Origin of the sequence: Pseudomonas quebecensis (assembly GCF_026410085.1) — a bacterium.
GTDB classification, from domain to species: domain Bacteria; phylum Pseudomonadota; class Gammaproteobacteria; order Pseudomonadales; family Pseudomonadaceae; genus Aquipseudomonas; species Aquipseudomonas quebecensis.
In genome coordinates, this window is sequence record NZ_CP112866.1 from 4,860,346 (window position 1) to 4,879,946 (window position 19,601).

The 19,601-nt window shown below is 62.1% G+C and carries 12 protein-coding genes and 1 pseudogene; 2 read left to right on the forward strand and 11 right to left on the reverse strand.

Annotated elements, in window-relative coordinates; translation table 11 throughout:
• Nucleotides 1-28 precede the first annotated feature (28 nt).
• The 8 genes and pseudogenes from gltB to pilM all read right to left on the reverse strand — a co-directional run bounded on the left by gltB (nucleotide 29) and on the right by pilM (nucleotide 11,739).
• Nucleotides 29-4,474, reverse strand: coding sequence for a glutamate synthase large subunit (gltB, locus tag OSC50_RS22630; protein WP_266245554.1), 4,446 nt, complete (start codon nucleotides 4,472-4,474; stop codon nucleotides 29-31).
• A 350-nt stretch (nucleotides 4,475-4,824) separates the two neighbouring features.
• Complete coding sequence (locus tag OSC50_RS22635; protein WP_181080354.1) at nucleotides 4,825-6,402, reverse strand: SPOR domain-containing protein; 1,578 nt, start codon at nucleotides 6,400-6,402, stop codon at nucleotides 4,825-4,827.
• A gap of 10 nt (nucleotides 6,403-6,412) precedes the next feature.
• Complete coding sequence (aroB, locus tag OSC50_RS22640) at nucleotides 6,413-7,513, reverse strand: 3-dehydroquinate synthase (RefSeq protein ID WP_253510064.1); 1,101 nt, start codon at nucleotides 7,511-7,513, stop codon at nucleotides 6,413-6,415.
• Between the two features lie 125 nt (nucleotides 7,514-7,638).
• Complete coding sequence (gene aroK, locus OSC50_RS22645; RefSeq protein WP_034105907.1) at nucleotides 7,639-8,157, reverse strand: shikimate kinase AroK; 519 nt, start codon at nucleotides 8,155-8,157, stop codon at nucleotides 7,639-7,641.
• Between the two features lie 4 nt (nucleotides 8,158-8,161).
• A pseudogene (locus tag OSC50_RS22650) lies at nucleotides 8,162-9,418 on the reverse strand (type IV pilus secretin PilQ); the annotation flags it as partial.
• Nucleotides 9,419-9,557: 139 nt separating this feature from the next.
• Nucleotides 9,558-10,538 carry a pilus assembly protein PilP gene (locus tag OSC50_RS22655; RefSeq protein ID WP_266245551.1) on the reverse strand — a complete coding sequence of 327 codons (981 nt, stop codon included), beginning with the start codon at nucleotides 10,536-10,538 and terminating at the stop codon, nucleotides 9,558-9,560.
• Nucleotides 10,535-11,089, reverse strand: a complete 555-nt coding sequence (locus OSC50_RS22660) for a PilN domain-containing protein (protein ID WP_253510060.1) — start codon at nucleotides 11,087-11,089, stop codon at nucleotides 10,535-10,537. Before OSC50_RS22660 ends, OSC50_RS22655 begins: the two co-directional genes overlap by 4 nt.
• Nucleotides 11,086-11,739 (reverse strand): type IV pilus biogenesis protein PilM, encoded by a 654-nt coding sequence (gene pilM, locus OSC50_RS22665; RefSeq protein ID WP_266245549.1) that lies wholly within the window; start codon nucleotides 11,737-11,739, stop codon nucleotides 11,086-11,088. The genes OSC50_RS22660 and pilM overlap by 4 nt, the downstream gene beginning before the upstream one ends.
• 216 nt (nucleotides 11,740-11,955) lie before the next feature.
• Here pilM and OSC50_RS22670 point away from each other — a divergent pair, with 216 nt between their 5' ends.
• Nucleotides 11,956-14,421, forward strand: a complete 2,466-nt coding sequence (locus tag OSC50_RS22670) for a penicillin-binding protein 1A (protein ID WP_409567517.1) — start codon at nucleotides 11,956-11,958, stop codon at nucleotides 14,419-14,421.
• A 136-nt stretch (nucleotides 14,422-14,557) separates the two neighbouring features.
• Here the strand turns inward: OSC50_RS22670 and OSC50_RS22675 are convergent, their stop codons facing one another.
• The 3 genes from OSC50_RS22675 to rpmE form a co-directional block, all read right to left on the reverse strand.
• Nucleotides 14,558-15,826 carry a malic enzyme-like NAD(P)-binding protein gene (locus tag OSC50_RS22675; RefSeq protein WP_181080348.1) on the reverse strand — a complete coding sequence of 423 codons (1,269 nt, stop codon included), beginning with the start codon at nucleotides 15,824-15,826 and terminating at the stop codon, nucleotides 14,558-14,560.
• 181 nt (nucleotides 15,827-16,007) lie between these two features.
• Nucleotides 16,008-16,820, reverse strand: coding sequence for a thermonuclease family protein (locus tag OSC50_RS22680; protein WP_266245546.1), 813 nt, complete (start codon nucleotides 16,818-16,820; stop codon nucleotides 16,008-16,010).
• Between the two features lie 14 nt (nucleotides 16,821-16,834).
• Nucleotides 16,835-17,068, reverse strand: a complete 234-nt coding sequence (gene rpmE / locus OSC50_RS22685) for a 50S ribosomal protein L31 (protein ID WP_005784030.1) — start codon at nucleotides 17,066-17,068, stop codon at nucleotides 16,835-16,837.
• A 216-nt stretch (nucleotides 17,069-17,284) separates the two neighbouring features.
• Between rpmE and OSC50_RS22690 the strand changes: the two genes are divergently transcribed.
• On the forward strand, nucleotides 17,285-19,504 hold the full coding sequence (locus OSC50_RS22690) for a primosomal protein N' (RefSeq protein ID WP_253510053.1): 2,220 nt from the start codon (nucleotides 17,285-17,287) through the stop codon (nucleotides 19,502-19,504).
• Nucleotides 19,505-19,601 lie beyond the last annotated feature (97 nt).

The window sequence follows — 19,601 nt, forward strand, 5'->3', positions numbered from 1 at the left end:
AAACCTCATCAAACTCTTCAGGCGCATATCACTGCGGGTTGGCACGGATGCTGGAAAGCAACGATTTCAGGTTGGCAGCCTTGGGCTTGACCAGCCAGAAACGACGCAAGTAATCATCGAGATTCTCGGCGAGGTTGCGACCCCATTCGCTGCCGGTCTCTTCGACGTACTCGTCCAGCACGTGCTGCAAGTGGTTCCGGTAGGATTCCATGGCTTCGCCGCTGATGCGCTGGATCTCGACCAACTCGTGGTTGACCCGGTCGACGAAGGTGTTGTCCTGGTCGAGCACGTAGGCGAAACCGCCGGTCATGCCCGAACCGAAGTTGTAGCCGGTCTTGCCCAGCACCGCGACAAAACCACCGGTCATGTACTCGCAGCAGTGATCGCCCGTGCCTTCAACCACGGTGTGGGCACCGGAGTTACGCACGGCAAAACGCTCACCGGCCGTACCGGCGGCGAACAGCTTGCCGCCCGTGGCGCCGTACAAGCAGGTGTTGCCGATAATGGCACTGTCCTGGGTCTTGTAGACGCTGCCTGTAGGCGGAACGATCACCAGCTTGCCGCCGGTCATGCCCTTGCCCACGTAGTCGTTGGCGTCGCCTTCGAGGTACATGTTCAGGCCACCGGCGTTCCATACGCCGAAGCTCTGGCCAGCGGTGCCCTTGAAGCGGAACGTGATCGGCGCCTTCGCCATGCCCTGGTTGCCGTGCTTGCGCGCAATTTCGCCGGAGATGCGTGCGCCGATGGAACGGTCGCAGTTGCAGATGTCCAGGGCGAATTCGCCACCGCTGGCGTCGTTGATCGAGGAGCTGGCCATCTCGACCATTTTCTCGGCCAGCAGGCCTTTGTCGAACGGTGGGTTGCGGTCCACCTGGCAGAATTGCGGCTTGTCTGCCGGGATGTGATCGCTGCCCAGCAGCGGCGTGAGGTCCAGGTGCTGTTGCTTGGCGGTCTGGCCTTCAAGGATGTCCAGCAGGTCGGTACGACCGATCAGCTCTTCCAGCGAGCGCACGCCCAGCTTGGCCAGCCACTCACGGGTTTCTTCGGCGACGTAGGTGAAGAAATTCACCACCATGTCGACGGTACCGATGTAGTGATCCTTGCGCAGCTTCTCGTTCTGAGTGGCGACGCCGGTGGCGCAGTTGTTCAGGTGGCAGATGCGCAGGTATTTGCAGCCCAGGGCGATCATCGGCGCGGTGCCGAAGCCGAAGCTCTCGGCGCCGAGGATTGCCGCCTTGATCACGTCAAGACCGGTTTTCAGGCCGCCGTCGGTTTGCACACGGACCTTGCCGCGCAGGTCGTTGCCGCGCAGGGTCTGGTGGGTCTCGGCCAGGCCGAGCTCCCACGGCGCGCCGGCGTATTTGATGGAGGTCAGCGGCGATGCGCCGGTGCCGCCGTCGTAACCGGAGATGGTGATCAGGTCGGCATAGGCCTTGGCCACACCGGCGGCGATGGTACCTACGCCGGCTTCCGCGACCAGTTTCACCGAGACCAGCGCCTGCGGGTTGACTTGTTTGAGGTCGAAAATCAGCTGCGACAAATCTTCGATCGAGTAGATGTCGTGGTGCGGCGGTGGCGAGATCAGGGTCACGCCCGGGACCGCATAACGCAGCTTGGCGATCAGACCGTTGACCTTGCCGCCCGGCAGTTGGCCGCCCTCACCGGGCTTGGCGCCCTGGGCTACCTTGATCTGCAGCACTTCGGCGTTGACCAGGTATTCCGGGGTGACGCCGAAACGACCAGTCGCGACCTGCTTGATTTTCGAACTCTTGATAGTGCCGTAGCGCGCCGGGTCTTCACCGCCTTCGCCGGAGTTGGAGCGCGCGCCCAGGCGGTTCATGGCTTCGGCCAGGGCTTCGTGGGCCTCGGGCGACAAGGCGCCCAGGGAAATACCCGCAGAGTCGAAACGCTTGAGGATCGATTCCAGCGGCTCGACTTCGCTGATGTCCATCGGCGTGTCCAAGGTCTTGACCTTGAGCAAGTCACGGATCATCGATACCGGGCGGTTATCCACCAGACTCGTGTATTGCTTGAACTTGGCGTAGTCGCCCTGCTGCACGGCGGCTTGCAGGGTGCTGACCACGTCCGGGTTGTACGCGTGATACTCGCCACCGTGCACAAACTTGAGCAGGCCGCCTTGCTGGATCGGCTTGCGCGCGCTCCAGGCTTCGGCCGCCAGGGCTTTCTGCTCGGCTTCGATGTCGACGAACCGCGCGCCCTTGATACGGCTCGGCACGCCACGGAAGCTCAAATCGCACACTTCTTCCGACAGACCGATGGCTTCGAACAACTGCGCGCCACGGTAGGAGGTGACGGTGGAGATGCCCATCTTCGACAGGATCTTCAGCAGGCCCTTGGTGATGCCCTTGCGGTAGTTCTTGAACACCTCGTAGAGGTCGCCCAGTACTTCACCGGTACGGATCAGGTCACCCAGCACTTCATAGGCGAGGAACGGGTACACCGCCGAGGCGCCGAAGCCGATCAGCACCGCAAAGTGATGCGGGTCGCGGGCGGTGGCGGTTTCCACGAGGATGTTGGAATCGCAGCGCAGGCCTTTTTCGGTCAGGCGGTGGTGCACGGCACCGGTAGCCAGCGAGGCATGGATCGGCAGCTTGCCCGGCGCAATATGACGGTCGGTCAGCACGATCTGGGTACGCCCGGCGCGCACGGCTTCTTCGGCCTGGTCGGCGACGTTGCGCACTGCGGCTTCAAGGCCGAGGCTCTCGTCATAGTTCAGGTCGATGATCTGACGGTCGAAGCCTGGGCGCTCCAGGTTCATCAACGAACGCCACTTGGCCGGGGAGATGACCGGCGAGCTGAGGATCACCCGAGAGGCGTGCTCAGGCGACTCCTGGAAGATGTTGCGCTCGGCACCGAGGCACACTTCCAGGGACATCACGATAGCTTCGCGCAGCGGGTCGATCGGTGGGTTGGTCACCTGGGCGAATTGCTGGCGGAAGTAGTCGTACGGCGTGCGCACGCGCTGGGACAAGACGGCCATCGGCGTGTCGTCGCCCATGGAGCCGACCGCCTCGTAGCCTTGCTCGCCGAGCGGACGCAGCACCTGGTCGCGCTCTTCGAACGTGACCTGATACATCTTCATGTACTGCTTGAGCTGGTCGATGTCGTAGAAGGCCGAACCGTGGTCGTTGTCTTCCATGGTCGCCTGGATGCGCAGGGCGTTCTTGCGCAGCCATTGTTTGTACGGGTGACGCGACTTCAAGCGGTTGTCGATGGCGTCGGTGTCGAGGATCTGCCCGGTTTCGGTGTCCACGGCCAGGATCTGGCCAGGGCCGACGCGGCCTTTGGCGATCACGTCTTCAGGCTTGTAGTCCCATACGCCGATTTCCGACGCCAGGGTGATAAAGCCGTTGGTGGTGGTGACCCAACGCGCCGGGCGCAGACCGTTCCGGTCAAGCAGGCACACCGCGTAGCGGCCGTCGGTCATGACCACGCCGGCCGGGCCGTCCCACGGCTCCATGTGCATCGAGTTGTACTCGTAGAATGCACGCAGGTCCGGGTCCATGGTCTCGACGTTCTGCCACGCTGGCGGAATGATCATGCGCACGCCACGGAACAGGTCGATGCCGCCGGTGACCATCAGTTCGAGCATGTTGTCCATGCTGGAGGAGTCGGAGCCCACGCGGTTGACCAGCGGGCCGAGCTCTTCCAGGTCCATCAGGTCATTGGCGAATTTGGTGCGACGGGCCACGGCCCAGTTGCGGTTGCCGGTGATGGTGTTGATCTCGCCATTGTGGGCGAGGAAGCGAAACGGCTGGGCCAGCGGCCATTTCGGCAGGGTGTTGGTGGAGAAGCGCTGGTGGAACACGCAGATTGCGGTCTGCAGGCGCTCATCGCTCAGGTCTGGATAGAAGGCGGTGAGGTCCGCCGGCATCATCAGGCCTTTATAAATGATGGTCTTGTGGGAAAAGCTGCAGATGTAGTGGTCAGTGTCGGCGGCGTTGGCCACGGACGAGCGACGACGGGAGGTGAACAGCTTGATCGCCATGTCCTGGTCGCTCAGGCCTTCACCGGCGATGAACACCTGTTCGATCTGCGGCAGGCGCTCATGGGCCAGACGGCCGAGCACGCTGGTGTCGATCGGCACTTTGCGCCAGCCGACAAGTTGCAGGCCGGCGGCGACGATCTCGCGGTTCATGTTCTCGCGAGCGGCTTCGGCTTTGACCGGGTCCTGGTTGAAAAACACCATGCCCACGGCGTACTGCTTGGGCAGGTCGACCGCGAAATGCTCCTTGGCGACAGCGCGCAGGAACTGGTCGGGCTTTTGAATCAGCAAGCCGCAACCGTCACCGGTCTTGCCGTCGGCGTTGATCCCACCGCGGTGGGTCATGCAGGTCAGGGCCTCGATGGCCGTTTGCAGAAGGGTATGACTGGGCTCGCCCTGCATATGGGCTATCAGGCCGAATCCGCAGTTATCCTTGAATTCATCGGGTTGGTACAGACCTGCTTTCATAGACACTTTCTCACCAGGCTGCCTCTTATACCGAGGCAAATTTCTTTTCAATTCAACCGGTTACCTTCCACGCCGAACGTTCGCCGGCTTAGCGGGGGCAAAAGGGAGGTCATTGTACACACCGACACAGACGCTCACAAATTTAGCGACGAAATGTCGCAAATCTATGTCGCATTTATGAAAGGTTTAAAGCGATATGCTGTGCTAGTCAAAACTTTTTTAATTCTGACCGCTACGACTCAAAAGCTACCGTGACGCAGACACCACAAAGCGCGCGGTCCCTGGAGACTGCACGCCATGCGATTTTTTTGAGGTGCCGGGAGGGCGGCCTGGGTAAGGCCGCCGGATCTTCAGCGAGTTGTTGCGAGTTCTTGTTGAACGCTGGCAACAGTGCGAGGCCAAGGTTTACCAGCCTGAACCTTCGCTGGCAAGGCCTTGATAGCGGAATCAGCGGCTGCACGGCTGGAGAAGTTGCCGTAGGTGATCACATAGAGAGGCTTGCCGTTGAGCACTTTCTTGAAATAACGGTACTCGCCGCCCTGCTCTTTCACGAACGCCTGAGCATTGGCTTCGGAGCTGGTGCCGAGGATCTGCACCACGAAGTTACCGCTCGGCTGGCTGGCGTACCAACTGCTGCCGGCGGCGCCTGCCTTGGCCACGGTGGTGGCGGGTTTTTCAGCGGGCTTGGCGGCCGGGGCCGGCTTGGCCGCAGGGGCTGGCGCAGGCGCTGCGACCACAGGCTTGGTGACCGGTGCAGGTTTGGCGGTTGCGACGGTCGGTGCCGGCGTTGGGGCAGGCGTCGGCTTGGCAGCGGGCTGGCCGGCCGGTACGCCCGCAGGCGGCGCGGTGGTGGTTACGGTCGGCGGCGTGGCGCTGGAGCCTTCCACCGGCACGCCGTCGTCGCCTTCGGAAATGCCACCGGCTTCTTCGGCGAGCGGGCCGCGCATCACAGGCTGACCGACCATCGGCAGGTTGGTCGGCTGACCGGAGTTGGCGAATTCGACATTCGGTGTGGGTTTGCCCAGTGGCAACTGCGCCTGTTCGGCAGGCGCGCCAGCAGGGGTGGGAGCCTTGTTGCGGCCTGGGATCAACCAGGCGGCGGCAACGGCAACCACGACCACTGCGGAAATGGCCAGTACGTGCTTCTTAGGCATAGTGAACCCCATCTTTGGACGCTTGACCGCTGAGCGGCTGGCAATCATGGCTTCGATCATCGCATCGCGGGCAACCTGGTTGATGGTGCCAGGCCAGCCGCCTGCGCTGTCGTGAATATCAGAGATCTGCGCAGCGGAGAAAAGTTCGATGCCCGCCCCTGCGCCTTCGAGGCGTTGAGCCAGGTATTCGCGGGTTTCTTCCTCTTCATACGGCTGCAGTTCGATGACGTGGAACAGTTCCTGATCGCCACTGATCTGCTCAAGGTCGGCGATCAGCGAAGACTCACCAAACAGGAACACATGGGGGCGACCTTCCGGCGTACCCGCAGCTAACGCCAGCAGGGCTTCCAGGGCCGATTCGTCGAGCTGCTCGGCATCGTCCACCAGCAGGTAGACCTCCTGGCCGGTCAAGCCCAACTGCACCACCTGCTTGAGGATCGCGCTCGGCTCGGCGGTGGCCACATCCAGCGCCTGGGCCACCTGGCTCAGCACACCCGCCGCATCAGCGGCGCCGCGGGCCGACACCACCACGCTCTGTACCGATTGCTTGTTGGTACTGGCAACCAGGGCCTGGCGCAGCAACGTCTTGCCGCTGCCCAAGGGGCCCGTGACGACCAGCAGCAACTGGCTGTAGCGCGCGAGATGGTGAAGCTGCCCCAGCACCGGCTTGCGCTGGGCCGGGAAGAATTTGAAACCCGGCACCCGTGGAGCAAAAGGGTCGTGGCTTAACTGGTAATGGCCGAGGAACGCCTCGTCGGCATGCAAACTAGTCATGGTGATCCTGTTAACCTTTAAGCTGGGCCAGGGCGCGGTAATCCGCTCCCAGCGTGGCCTGTAAAATCTCTCTCGGATAATCGTCGGTCACCACCGCTTCGCCCATGTGGCGCAGCAGCACCAGTCGCAGTCGACCGTCGATCACTTTCTTGTCTATTGCCATATGTTCGAGGAAATCCGCCTCGGTCATCTCCTGCGGCGGAACGACCGGCAGACCGGCCCGCTGAAACAGGCGAATACCGCGATCCCGCTCCTGGGCGCTGATCCAGCCAAGCCGGTGCGACATGTCCATAGCCATCACCGTGCCAGCCGCCACGGCCTCGCCATGCAACCACACACCATAGCCCATGTGGGTTTCGATCGCATGCCCGAAGGTGTGACCCAGATTCAACGTGGCCCGCACGCCGGACTCACGCTCGTCGGCATTGACCACCAGGGCCTTGGCGGCGCAGGAGCGGGAAATCGCTTCGGTGAGCGCCACCTGATCGAGGCCGCGCAAGGCGTCCATGTGCTCCTCCAGCCAAGTCAGGAAAGGCTCATCGCAGATCAATCCATACTTGATGACTTCCGCCAGGCCCGCCGACAGCTCACGCGGCGGCAGCGTGTTAAGGGTAGCGGTGTCGATCAACACGGCATTGGGCTGATAGAACGCACCGACCATGTTCTTGCCCAGCGGATGGTTGATGCCGGTCTTACCGCCCACCGACGAATCGACCTGGGACAGCAGGGTGGTCGGCACCTGGATAAAGTCCACACCGCGCTGGTAGCAGGCAGCGGCGAAACCAGCCATATCGCCGATAACGCCGCCTCCGAGGGCCACCACCGTGGTACGCCGGTCATGGCGCGCGGTCAGCAGGCCATCGAAAATCAGTTGCAGGGTTTGCCAGTTCTTGTGGGCTTCGCCGTCGGGCAGTATTACCGAAATCACCGAGTAGGCCGCAAGGCTGCGGCTCAGACGCTCAAGATACAGCGGCGCGACCGTTTCGTTGGAGATGATCGCCACTTGCCGCCCGGCAATGTGCGGTGCGAGCAACTCGGGCTGGTCCAACAGGCCCTCGCCAATGTGGATCGGGTAGCTGCGCTCGCCTAGATCGACCTTAAGTGTCTGCATGTGTCCCCGCGTGAGAGATGAATTGACGACCGGTAACGTCAGGATACGACGCTGCCTGATGGCTCTACGCCACAACCCGCAGGGCGATGGCGCGACGCCGAGAATAGCGCATTTCGCCCCTGGCTTTAACGGGGAGGCAGCCGTTGCAGGCGCTCAAGAATGTCGAGCACCACCATACGTGGCGGCCGCTCATCGGTTTCCACCACCAGATCGGCAATTTCCCGATACAGCGGATCGCGCAGCGTCAGTAGATCGCGCAGGGTTTTCGCCGGATCGGCGGTGCGCAGCAATGGGCGATTGCGATCGCGCGCAGTCCGACCGACCTGCTGCTCGACCGATGCATGCAGGTAAACCACCCGACCACCGGCATGCAGCGCACGGCGGTTTTCATCGCGCATCACTGCGCCACCGCCGGTGGCCAATACCACGCCATCGCAGCCGCATAATTCAGCAATCATTGCCTGCTCGCGGTCGCGAAAGCCCAGTTCGCCTTCTTTATCGAAGATCCACGGGATATTGGCACCCGTGCGCAATTCAATTTCCTTATCGGAGTCTTTGAACGGCAGGCGCAGCTCTTTGGCCAGCAAACGGCCGATGGTGCTTTTTCCAGCCCCCATCGGTCCCACAAGAATCAAATTTCGCACAGAATCAACGACTCACAGCAATCGCCTGGTTATTCATAATACGCGGAGTCAGGAATACCAGCAGCTCGGATTTTTTCTCCGCCAGCACATCGCGCCGGAAAAGGCGGCCAAGATACGGCACATCGCCCAAAAATGGCACTTTATCTACCACTTTGCTTTGGGTATTGGAGAAAACTCCGCCGATCACAATGGTCTCGCCATCCTTGACCAGCACCTTGGCGTTGACCTCGTTTTTCTTGATCGGTGGTACGTCGTTGAGCCTGTTGAGGTAGTCCGGCTCATCCTTGGTGACTTTCACTTCCATGATCACCCGGTCATCAGGGGTGATCTGAGGGGTCACTTCCAACGACAGCGAGGCCTCCTTGAACGACACCGACGTGGCGCCACTGGAGCTGGACTCCTGGTACGGAATCTCGGTGCCCTTAAGGATGCGCGCGGTCTCCTTGTCGGAGGTCACGACCTTGGGCTGGGAAACGATCTCGCCGTTGCCGGTCTTTTCCATGGCCGTCAGTTCCAGGTCCAGCAGCACATTGTCGGTGATGTAAGCCACACCCAGGCCGGACGCGCCGGCTATTGCGCCGAGGTCGACAAACGGTGAGCCAGGCGGATTTTCCGGCGGTTCTACGCCATCGGGCAGGGGCTTTGGAATGCCACCGGCCTGCCAGTTGCCGCGATTGAGCCGTCCGCCCCAGCGTGCTCCCAGGCTTTTGTCGTAATCGACGTTGGCCTCCACGATCCGCGCTTCGATCATGACCTGCCGCACGGGGATATCCAACTGCGCCACGATGCGCCGCAGCTCGTCGAGCCGCTCGCCGGTCTGATAGGCGATGATGTTGTTGGTGCGCTCATCCACCGCCACCGAACCGCGTTCGTCGGTGGCCCCTTCAAGGCCGGTCACCGACTGGAACAGCCTGGCCAGATCGGCTGCCTTGGCATAATTGACCTGCAACAGCTCCCGCCGCAGCGGTGTGAGGTTGGCTATCTGCCTGCGCGACTCCAGCGTCAGCAGTTCGCGGGCTGCCAATTCCTCGGCGGGCGCTACCAGCAATACGCCGGCGTGAATGCGCTTATCCAACCCCTTGGTCTGTAACACCAGCTCCAGCGCCTGATCCCAGGGCACATCTTTGAGGCGCAGTGTGATCGAACCCTGGACGTCATCGCTGGCGACCAGGTTAAGGCCGGCCACATCGGCAATCTGCTGCAATACCGCGCGCAGCTCTATGTTCTGGAAGTTGAGCGTGAGCTTGTCGCCGCTGTAGGCACCCGCCATGGCCCCACCCGGCGGCGGCAGTTGAATAAGATCTATACGGTTGGGCACAGCGGCAGCCATCGGTGCTGTGAACGCTATCCATAGCGCCACACCGAAGGACGAGAAAGTCCTTTTCATTTGTTCGATTCCGTTATGAGTTGACGTTCAACACGAGGGTTCTGGGGCGCTCCAGCCACGCACCCTGTTTATCGGGAAACAGCTCGACCACTTCAATATGGCTGTCATGAATAGCCGTAACGCGCCCGTGGTCCGGCCCGAGATAATCGCCCAGCGCCAGGCGATACACATCGGTCGCCACGCGCAACAGCGCAAAGGTCTGCGCGCCACGCGCGAGCGTGCCGACCATCTGGAAGCGTTCCAGCGCCTCGCGCTCCAGAGGGCCTCTGGGCCGCTCCAGATCCGGCGCAGGCGCACGCCGCCCAGGCCTATGCTCAACCTGCAAGGTCGACGGCTGGAACGGATCGCGCAAACCGGCCCCTTGATAGACGAAGGATGCGCCTTGTGGCAGTGGTCGCTCACGCACCGGAGCCCCAACGGCGGCCTGATCACGCCGGTACGTCTTGACCAGCAGATCGAGGCGCAATAATCGGCCCTCACGCTGCACGTCCATCTCATGCACCGTGGTAAGTCGCGAAAGCCCTTCAACGGCGCTCATAAACATGGCCAGATCGTGATAGGCACCCGTGACGCCGATCTGCACCGGTCGCGCGGTATACAGCGGCGCCGGCTGTTCTTCCTGCGGAGCCACCCTTTCGACTAACACGCCATTGGCCAGCGCCAACCGCGCGATATCCTCCAGCAGGCCGGGCATTTCGGACCCGCCGGGCAACAGCCGTAACAGCGCATCGGCGTCGGCCTGCATCGCCTGGAGCTGCCGCGCACGCACGTCACGGCTGGCCGCTACGGCGCTCTGCTGCGCGAGTTGCTGGCGAAGAATCCCCTCCTGCGTCTGTGCCTGATGCAACCGAGCCCGTGCAGGACTCAAGAGCATCCATTCACCCACAGCCAGCACTGCACCGGCCAGGACGCAGCCAAGCAAGAGCTTGCCAGGCAAGGGCCATTTTGCAGCGTGGTAAGAGAGTGCGCCGAGTTCGAGCCTGGGCAGGCTCATGGCTGGGCCTCGGAGGATTCTCCCTGGCGCACCATCAATTGAAATTCGTTATCACCGCTCGCACCTTCGGTGCGCACGTGCTGCAGGCGCGCTGTGTGGACGCCTTGCGACACCTCCAGCCGGCGCATCAGTTGGGCGATGTCCTGGCTGGATTCGGCACTGCCGCGAATACTCACCGTATCGCCTTTGGCCACTACTTCATGCAGATGCACCCCATCCGGCACCGCACGCGCCAGTTGGTCCAGTAACTGGGCGCCGGAAGAGCGACCATTGTGCAAGTCCTGCACGATCTTCATACGCTCGGCCAATTGCTGGCTTTGCGCCTCCAGGTCGTCAAGGGTCTTGATGCTGGAATCCTGAAGAGCGAGATCTTTGTCCAGGTGATTATTACGCGTCACCTGCCGATCTATGGCCTGGTCAATGACCTGGTCCGCCAGCCACACAACCACCAACGCCACGCAGACGAACACCAGCATCAACACCATAAAGTAGCGGCGTCGCCGCTCGGCCCGAGCCTGGCGCCAGGGCAAAAGATTGATACGTGTCTTCAAGCGAAACTCCTCAGGGCCAGTCCGCAGGCGATTCCCATTCCTTGGGCATCCATGGCCCATTGTGCACCATCGACTCGATGGCCCGACGTGAAGCTGGCGAAATCCTGACTGCTCGCGCGCGCCATTGCAAACGCTTCAACATCGACCACCGCCGGCACCAGCCCAGCCATGGCCAGAACGGCCTCCCGGGCCTCCACATGTTCCTTCAGGCACGCCGCCAGCAATACCTCGACCCGTGTCGGGTCAGCAGCCGAGCGCCCCTGGACTTGAAAGTCGAAGGCCATGTCATCCAACGGGTATGGAATGTACTGCTCTGCCTCCCTCTCGACCACCCCCGCCATCTCTTCCTCCGCGAGCCCGGCCTCCAGCTCGATCAATCGCGTGAGGACCGATGGGCCCGACACCGCCACTGCAGCGCGCCTGGACGTTGCCTGAACCCTGGGCAGCGCCGCGCGCAGGGCTTGCCCGATGCCTTCGAGGTCCAAAAAAGCGCCCTCCACCACCGCCCGGGCGGGCAACCCTTGGATGGCATACCCTGCGACGCTGTAACCAGCGGGATCGAGCCGCAACTCGACGAGCCTGATGGCCGTGTCGTTGATATCGATGCCCAGCAAGGTGTCGACTTTTCGCCTGAATAATCCTTTTCTCATAAAACTCCCCAAAACTTTCCCTGTCATACCGCCTGGTTGCCTGACACCGTGCATTCGGTCGCCTTGTTGCAGAGGCGCGAATGACGCCCCAGGCCGAAAATGCTTTAATGCCCAGCGTTTTTTCCCGCTTTTATCTGCAGCTCGGGTTGATCCATCGTTCGCCATGCATGCCCCGACGCCTAACCCATTCTTTTCTCTGGAAATCCAAAAGCCTTGATTCGTCTGCTGAAGTTTTTCGGGTACTCCATTGTCGCCATCGTCTGCGGGCTCCTGCTCGTGCTCAGCGGGGCGTATCTCTACCTTAGTCCGGGTTTACCGTCGGTAGAGGCCCTCAGAAGTATCCAGTTGCAGATTCCTCTGCGGGTCTACAGCAGCGATGAAAAACTGATCGCGGAGTTCGGCGAAATGCGCCGCACACCGATCCGTTTTGCCGACATTCCGCCCAATTTCATCAGCGCCCTGCTGTCGGCCGAGGACGATAATTTTGCCAACCACTATGGCGTCGACCCCAGCAGCCTGGTGCGCGCCGCGACACAGTTGGTAAAAAGCGGACATATTCAATCCGGCGGCAGCACCATCACCATGCAGGTGGCGAAGAACTTCTTCCTCACCAGCGAGCGCAGTTTTTCACGCAAGGCCACCGAGATCCTCCTGGCCCTGCAGATCGAGCGCCAGCTGACCAAGGACGAGATCCTCGAGCTGTACGTGAACAAGATCTACCTGGGCAACCGCGCCTACGGCATCGAAGCCGCGTCCCAGGTGTACTACGGCAAGTCCATCCGCGACGCCAGCCTGGCGCAGATGGCCATGATCGCCGGTCTGCCCAAGGCTCCGTCGCGCTTCAACCCCCTGGCCAACCCGGCACGCAGCAAAGAGCGTCGCGACTGGATCCTGGGACGCATGTACAAGCTGGGCAAGATTTCCCAGAGTGCTTACGAAAGCGCCGTGGCCGAGCCGCTGAATGCCAGCTATCACGTGCCGACGCCGGAAGTGAATGCACCGTATATCGCCGAAATGGCCCGCGCCGAGATGGTCGGTCGCTACGGCAGCGACGCCTACACCGAAGGCTTTCGCGTGACCACTACCGTTCCGAGCGATTTGCAGGAAATTGCCAACGATTCGGTGCATTCCGGGTTGGTTGCCTACGACCAGCGTCACGGCTACCGCGGTCCAGAATCACGCCTGCCAGGCAAGACCCTGAGCGCCTGGACCGCAGAGTTGGGTAAACAGCGCCCGATCAGCGGCCTGGAGCCGGCCATTGTCACCCAGGTCAAGAAAGACGGCCTGCAAGTGCTCACCCGTACCGGCGAAGCCCATGTGGCCTGGGACAGCATGAAATGGGCGCGCCCTTTCCTGAATACCAACAGCATGGGCGCCATGCCCAAGCAGCCATCGGACGTCGCGCAGGTGGGCGACCTGATCCGTGTGCAACGCCAGAAGGACGACAGCCTGAAATTCAGCCAGGTGCCATTGGCCCAGGGCGCGCTGGTATCGCTGGACCCGCAGAACGGTGCGATTCGTGCCCTGGTCGGCGGCTTCGCGTTCGAACAGAGCAACTACAACCGCGCCACCCAGGCCAAGCGCCAACCGGGTTCGAGTTTCAAACCGTTCATCTACAGCGCCGCGCTGGATAACGGCTACACGGCTGCCAGCCTGGTCAACGATGCGCCAATCGTGTTTGTCGACGAGTACCTGGACAAGGTCTGGCGCCCGAAGAACGACACCAACACCTTCCTCGGTCCGATCCGTATCCGTGAAGCGCTGTACAAGTCGCGCAACCTTGTGTCGATCCGCCTGCTGCAGGCCATGGGCGTCGGCAAGACCATCGACTACATCACGCGCTTTGGCTTCAACAAGTCAGACCTGCCGCCGAACCTGTCGCTGGCGCTCGGCACCGCCACCCTCACGCCGATGGAAATCGCCACCGGCTGGAGCACCTTTGCCAACGGCGGCTACAAGATCACGCCGTACCTGATCGACAAGATCGAAAGCCGCAACGGCGACACCCTCTTCACCGCCAACCCGCCACGCGTTCCGGGCGATGTGGTCAACGGTGTGGCGGCCACTGACGGCCTGGCCGCGCCGAGCCACGGCGGCATCACCATCGAGCCAACACCCGGCACGACTCCGGCAGCCGCCAACCCCAGCGCCCCCAGCGAACCGCAGGCACCGGCTGTGGCCGAGCGCGTGGTGGATGGCCGTACCACCTACATCCTCAACAGCATCCTGGAAGATGTGATCAAGAAGGGCACCGGCCGCCGCGCCCTGGCCCTGGGCCGCGCGGATATCGCGGGCAAGACCGGTACCACCAACGAATCCAAGGACGCCTGGTTCTCCGGCTACAACGGCGACTACGTCACCACGGTGTGGACCGGCTATGACCAACCGGAAAGCCTCGGTCGCCGTGAGTTCGGCGGCACCGTCGCGCTGCCGATCTGGATGAGCTACATGGGCGCAGCCTTGAAGGACAAGCCGCTGCACACCCAGCCGGAACCGGAAGGCATCCTCAGCCTGAGGATCGACCCGGTGAGTGGCCGTGCGGCCTCGCCAAGCACGCCGAATGCGTACTTCGAACTGTTCAAGAGCGAAGACACGCCGCCGTCGGTCAACGAACTGGGCAACGGCGTCGTACCAGGCAGCCCGCTGCCGGCGGATGAAGGCGCGCCGATCGATCTCTTTTAGAGAGCGGCAAGCTGTCAGCTACAAGCGGCAAGTTAAGAGCTGCGATGTGCCGTTCTTGAACTTGTCGCTTGCAGCTTGAAACTTCCCCATAAAAAAACCCGGCGTTCTGAGCCGGGTTTTTTTATGGGTCTACGGCTTAGCCGTTGAACACATCATCCACGCTCTGCAGCGGGTAGTTCTTCGGATACGGCAGGGTCGCCACACCGGTCTCGATCGCAGCCTTGGCCACGGCGTCGGAGATCAGGGTGATCAGGCGCTTGTCCATTGGTTTCGGGATGATGTACTCACGTCCGAATTCCAGCTTGGCGCCACCGTAGGCGTCGCACACGTCCTGAGGCACCGGCAGCTTGGCCAGTTCACGCAGGGCGTTGGCGGCCGCTACTTTCATTTCTTCGTTGATGCGCTTGGCGCGAACGTCCAGGGCACCACGGAAGATGAACGGGAAGCCCAATACGTTGTTGACCTGGTTCGGGTAGTCCGAACGGCCGGTGGCCATGATCACGTCGCTGCGGGTGGCGTGAGCCAGTTCCGGCGCGATTTCAGGGTCCGGGTTGGAGCAGGCGAACACGATCGGGTTGGCTGCCATGGACTTGAGGCCTTCGGCGCTCAGCAGGTTCGGGCCGGACAGGCCGACAAATACGTCAGCGCCGTTCAGTGCGTCAGCCAGGGTGCGCTTGGAGGACGGGTGGGCAAACATCGCCTTGTACTGGTTCAGGTCGGTACGCTCGGACTGGATAACGCCCTTGCTGTCGACCATGTAGATGTTTTCCAGCTTGGCGCCCATGCTGACGATCAACTTCATGCAGGAGATGGCCGCCGCACCGGCACCCAGGCAGACGATCTTGGCGTCAGCCAGGGTTTTGCCGGCGATTTCCAGCGCATTGATCATGCCGGCCGCGGTCACGATCGCGGTGCCGTGCTGGTCATCGTGGAATACCGGAATGTCGCACTGTTCGATCAGGGCCTTTTCGATCTCGAAGCACTCAGGCGCCTTGATGTCTTCCAGGTTGATGCCACCGAAGGTGATGGAAATGCGCTTGACCGTGTCGATGAAGGCCTGCGGGCTTTCGGAATCGACTTCGATGTCGAACACGTCGATGCCGGCAAAGCGCTTGAACAGCACGCCTTTACCTTCCATGACCGGCTTGGATGCCAATGGGCCGAGGTTGCCCAGGCCGAGAATCGCGGTGCCATCGGAAATTACTGCAACCAGGTTGCCTTTGCCGGTGTACTTGTACGCCAGCTCGGGGTCGCGAGCGATTTCACGTACGGGCTCGGCCACGCCAGGGCTGTAAGCCAGCGACAGGTCGCGGGCGGTGGCGGTGGCTTTGGTGAGCTCTACACTCAGCTTTCCTGGACGAGGATGGGCATGATATTCGAGAGCGGCAGTTTTCAAATCAGACATATCGGCATTCCGCTTTTACTGTTGGTCGACGGACCGCCGAGGATACGCGTGTCGCAAAGTCCCTACAAGACTGGGCAGTCACCGGTGTCAAGGCCCCAAAGCGCCGTACTTTGGTCTAAGGCCACGGGATACAAGGGCTTGACTGTTCACAATCTACTTAAAAAATGTCTACAATTTTTTATCAGCGATGCACTTTCAGCATGCCGGGATCGGTCAGTGGCAATAACCAACGCGCCTGATGAGTTTTAATGCCACCGCGCCGGGCGCGATCCTGCACCCAGCCTCGAGCCTCGACGGTCTCGCCCTGCAGATTCTTCAGCAGGCGACTGTCGAAGTGCCCGGCCAGATCGGGCGCAATGCGTAATACCAATGAGCCCTGCAACTCGATCCAGATTCCGCCACGGTTGCGTTCGATACCGCGAACTTGCCCACTGATCACGGCGAATCCGGAACGTTTGACGTGTGCCACCGTGCGCACCGGCGATTGGCGCCACAACCCCTTTTGCGCATTGCGCGCGCTGGCTTCGGCAGCCTGCTGGCATGTCACCAGGTCGACATTCGGCGCGACCGCGACCTGAAACCCCAGGCCGTCGGCGAGCAACTGCGCTTCCAGGTTGCGGCCATCGGCGCCGTATAGATGGGCCAGGGTTCGCCCGTAGCGATCCTTGGCCTCGCGTCCCGGCACCAGGCCGACTCGCCCGCCACTGGCCTGCACCAACGCCTGCAGACGCTGGCGCGCGGCGACAGCGAACGGCTCGTCAGGGCGCCCCTTCTGGCCGATTTCCGGCGCATTGAGGCCAATCATGCGCACGCTGCGACCATCGCTGAGACGCACGGTGTCGCCATCCACCACCCGCGCCACCTGCACCTGCACCTGCACCAAGGACGCCGGCGCGCTGCAAAAGGCCTGCGCTTGAACGGCCGACAGCCAAATCCCAGGCACAAAAAAGGCGCCCACAAGGGACGCCTTCTTCAACCACAGGTAAAAGCCCATAAGGCTTTTGAACCTTACTCTGCTGGAGTAGCAGCAGGCTTCTTGCCGAAAGCACCAAAGCGATCTGCGAAGCGCTGTACACGGCCGCCGGTGTCCAGAGTTTTCTGCTTACCGGTGTAGAACGGGTGGCACTCGTTGCATACGTCAGTACCCAGTGGCTTGCACAGGTTCGAACGAGTTTCGAACTTGTTGCCGCAGCTGCAGGTCACTTCGATGGTTTCGTACGCTGGATGGATATCGGCTTTCATGGTGACTTCCTCGGGCTAGCGTGCCGCCACTCGACACTATTGTCGAATACCGCACGTAATTAGGCCGCGGATTCTACCAGACCTTTGTAATCGCGCAAGCGGCCCCTATGCCAGAAAAGCCCCTTTCATCAGAAAACCACGGCATACCCATTAACGCCCTCCTCTGCTAGGCTCGCGCCCCTGCGCCACCGCCTGCCTTTATAAGAGACTCCCCGCGTGCCCGACGCCATTTTGCGCCTCGCCCTGCCCTCGCCCCTGCGCCGCCTGTTCGATTACCGTGCGCCGGCCGGCGTGCTGCGTGCGCAGTTGCAGCCGGGGATGCGCGTGCGTGTGCCGTTCGGCCGTCGGGAAATGATCGGGATCCTGGTGGAAGTGGCCGACCACAGCGAGGTGCCGGCCGAGAAACTCAAGCCGGCCGTGGCGATCCTCGACGCCACCCCGCCGCTGCCGCCTGCGCTGTTCAAGCTATGCCTGTGGACCGCGCAGTATTACCAGCACAGCCTGGGCGATACCTTGAGCTGGGCGCTGCCGGTTCTGCTGCGCCAGGGCGAACTGGCCGAGGCGCGCCAGGAACGTTTCTGGTCGACGGTGCCCGGCGCGCGCCTGGACGACCCACGCATCGCCCGCGCCCCGCGCCAGCGTGAAGCCCTGGCGACGCTGGCTCAACACCCCCATGGCGTGGCGCATCAATTGTTGAGCAAGCTAATGCTGAGCAAGGACAGCCTCGACCTGCTGCTCGCCAAAGGCCTGGTGCAGGTGGAAATCCGCAAGCATGCCCCCGACGCCCGCCACGAACACTGGCTGGCCCAGCCGGAACTGCCGTTGAATGCCGAGCAGCGTGCCGCCTATGAAGCGATTCGCGCCGGCTTCGACAGCTTCCATGCGTTCCTGCTGGCCGGCGTGACCGGCAGTGGCAAGACCGAAGTTTATCTGCAACTGATCCGTGAAACCCTGCAGGCCGGCAAACAAGCCCTGGTGCTGATCCCGGAGATCAACCTCGGCCCACAAACCCTGGCCCGCTTCGAACAACGCTTCAATGCACGCATTGCCCTGGTGCATTCGGCGGTCAACGACCGTGAGCGCCTGGAGTCCTGGCTGGCGGCGCGGGACGGCGAGGCCGATATCATTATCGGCACCCGTTCGGCGCTGTTCACGCCAATGAAAAACCCTGGGCTGATCATCATCGACGAGGAGCACGACGGCTCCTATAAACAGCAGGAAGGCCTGCGCTACCACGCCCGCGACCTGGCGTTGGTGCGCGCGCGCCAGGAAGACATTCCGATTGTGCTGGGTTCGGCCACGCCATCGCTGGAGAGCCTGCACAACGCCTACACCGGCCGTTACGGACTCCTGCGCTTGAATGAGCGAGCCGGTGGCGCCAAACAACCACGTTTCCTGCGGCTGGACGTGAAAAGTCGCCCGCTGGACAGCGGCATTTCCGGGCCGATGCAGCAAGCCATCGGCCAGACCCTTGCCGCCGGCCAGCAGGTGCTGGTGTTCCTCAACCGCCGCGGGTTTGCCCCCACCCTGCTGTGCCATGACTGCGGCTGGATGTCCGAGTGCGAACGCTGCGATGCGCGCATGACCGTGCATCAGCGCTACGGCGAGTTGCGTTGCCATCACTGCGGCCATGTGGAACGGGTGCCACGCCACTGCCCGCAATGCGGCAAAGTGGACCTGCGACCGGTCGGCGCGGGTACCGAGCGCGCCGAGGAGCGCCTGGGCATTCTGTTCCCTGACTACCCGGTGCTGCGGGTCGACCGCGACAGCACCTCGCGCAAAGACGCGATGAACCAGCTGTTCGCCACGATCCAGAAGGGCCAGCCGTGCATCCTCGTGGGCACGCAGATGCTCGCCAAGGGTCATCACTTCCCTCGGGTGACGCTGGTGTCGATCCTGGACGCCGACGGCGGCCTGTTTTCCGGGGATTTCCGTGCCAGCGAACGCATGGCCCAGTTGATCGTGCAAGTCGCCGGCCGCGCGGGACGCGCCGAGGAGCCTGGGCGAGTGATCATCCAGACGCACCTGGCCGACCATCCGTTGCTGATCCAGCTGACCGAACAAGGTTATTTTGCCTTTGCCGAACAGGCCCTGAGCGAGCGTCGTTCCGCCGGCCTGCCGCCATTCGCGCACTTGGCGCTGCTGCGCGCCGAGGCTCATAAACCCGGGCAGGCCGAAGGTTTTCTAGATGAAGCCTGCAGCGCCGCCGAACGTTTGCTCGGCGAGCTGGGTCTGACCGGCATCGAACTGCTCGGCCCGGTGCCCGCGCCCATGGAACGCCGCGCCGGACGTTATCGTGCTCAACTGCTTTTGCAAGCAACGTCACGTGCGCCCTTGCATCGCCTGTTAAGTAGCTGGTTACTTGCGCTGGAGCAAATGCCAAGCGGTCGCCAGGTGAGATGGTCGTTGGACGTAGACCCGGTAGATTTGTATTAAGCCTGGCCACAGGTCCCGCGAAGGTTGGCAAGCCCGCCCCCGCCACGGATAATGCCCAGTTTTTCCACCTGCGCATCGCGCGCCGCCGCTTGCGGTC

What these genes read in the sequence shown, in the direction of transcription:
- OSC50_RS22675 (WP_181080348.1), bottom strand. Translation starts at nt 15,826, where the DNA reads ATGTCTGATTTGAAAACTGCCGCTCTCGAATATCATGCCCATCCTCGT.
- OSC50_RS22635 (WP_181080354.1), bottom strand. Translation starts at nt 6,402, where the DNA reads ATGACTAGTTTGCATGCCGACGAGGCGTTCCTCGGCCATTACCAGTTA.
- pilM (WP_266245549.1), bottom strand. Translation starts at nt 11,739, where the DNA reads ATGAGAAAAGGATTATTCAGGCGAAAAGTCGACACCTTGCTGGGCATC.
- OSC50_RS22655 (WP_266245551.1), bottom strand. Translation starts at nt 10,538, where the DNA reads ATGAGCCTGCCCAGGCTCGAACTCGGCGCACTCTCTTACCACGCTGCA.
- rpmE (WP_005784030.1), bottom strand. Translation starts at nt 17,068, where the DNA reads ATGAAAGCCGATATCCATCCAGCGTACGAAACCATCGAAGTGACCTGC.
- aroB (WP_253510064.1), bottom strand. Translation starts at nt 7,513, where the DNA reads ATGCAGACACTTAAGGTCGATCTAGGCGAGCGCAGCTACCCGATCCAC.
- gltB (WP_266245554.1), bottom strand. Translation starts at nt 4,474, where the DNA reads ATGAAAGCAGGTCTGTACCAACCCGATGAATTCAAGGATAACTGCGGA.
- OSC50_RS22680 (WP_266245546.1), bottom strand. Translation starts at nt 16,820, where the DNA reads ATGGGCTTTTACCTGTGGTTGAAGAAGGCGTCCCTTGTGGGCGCCTTT.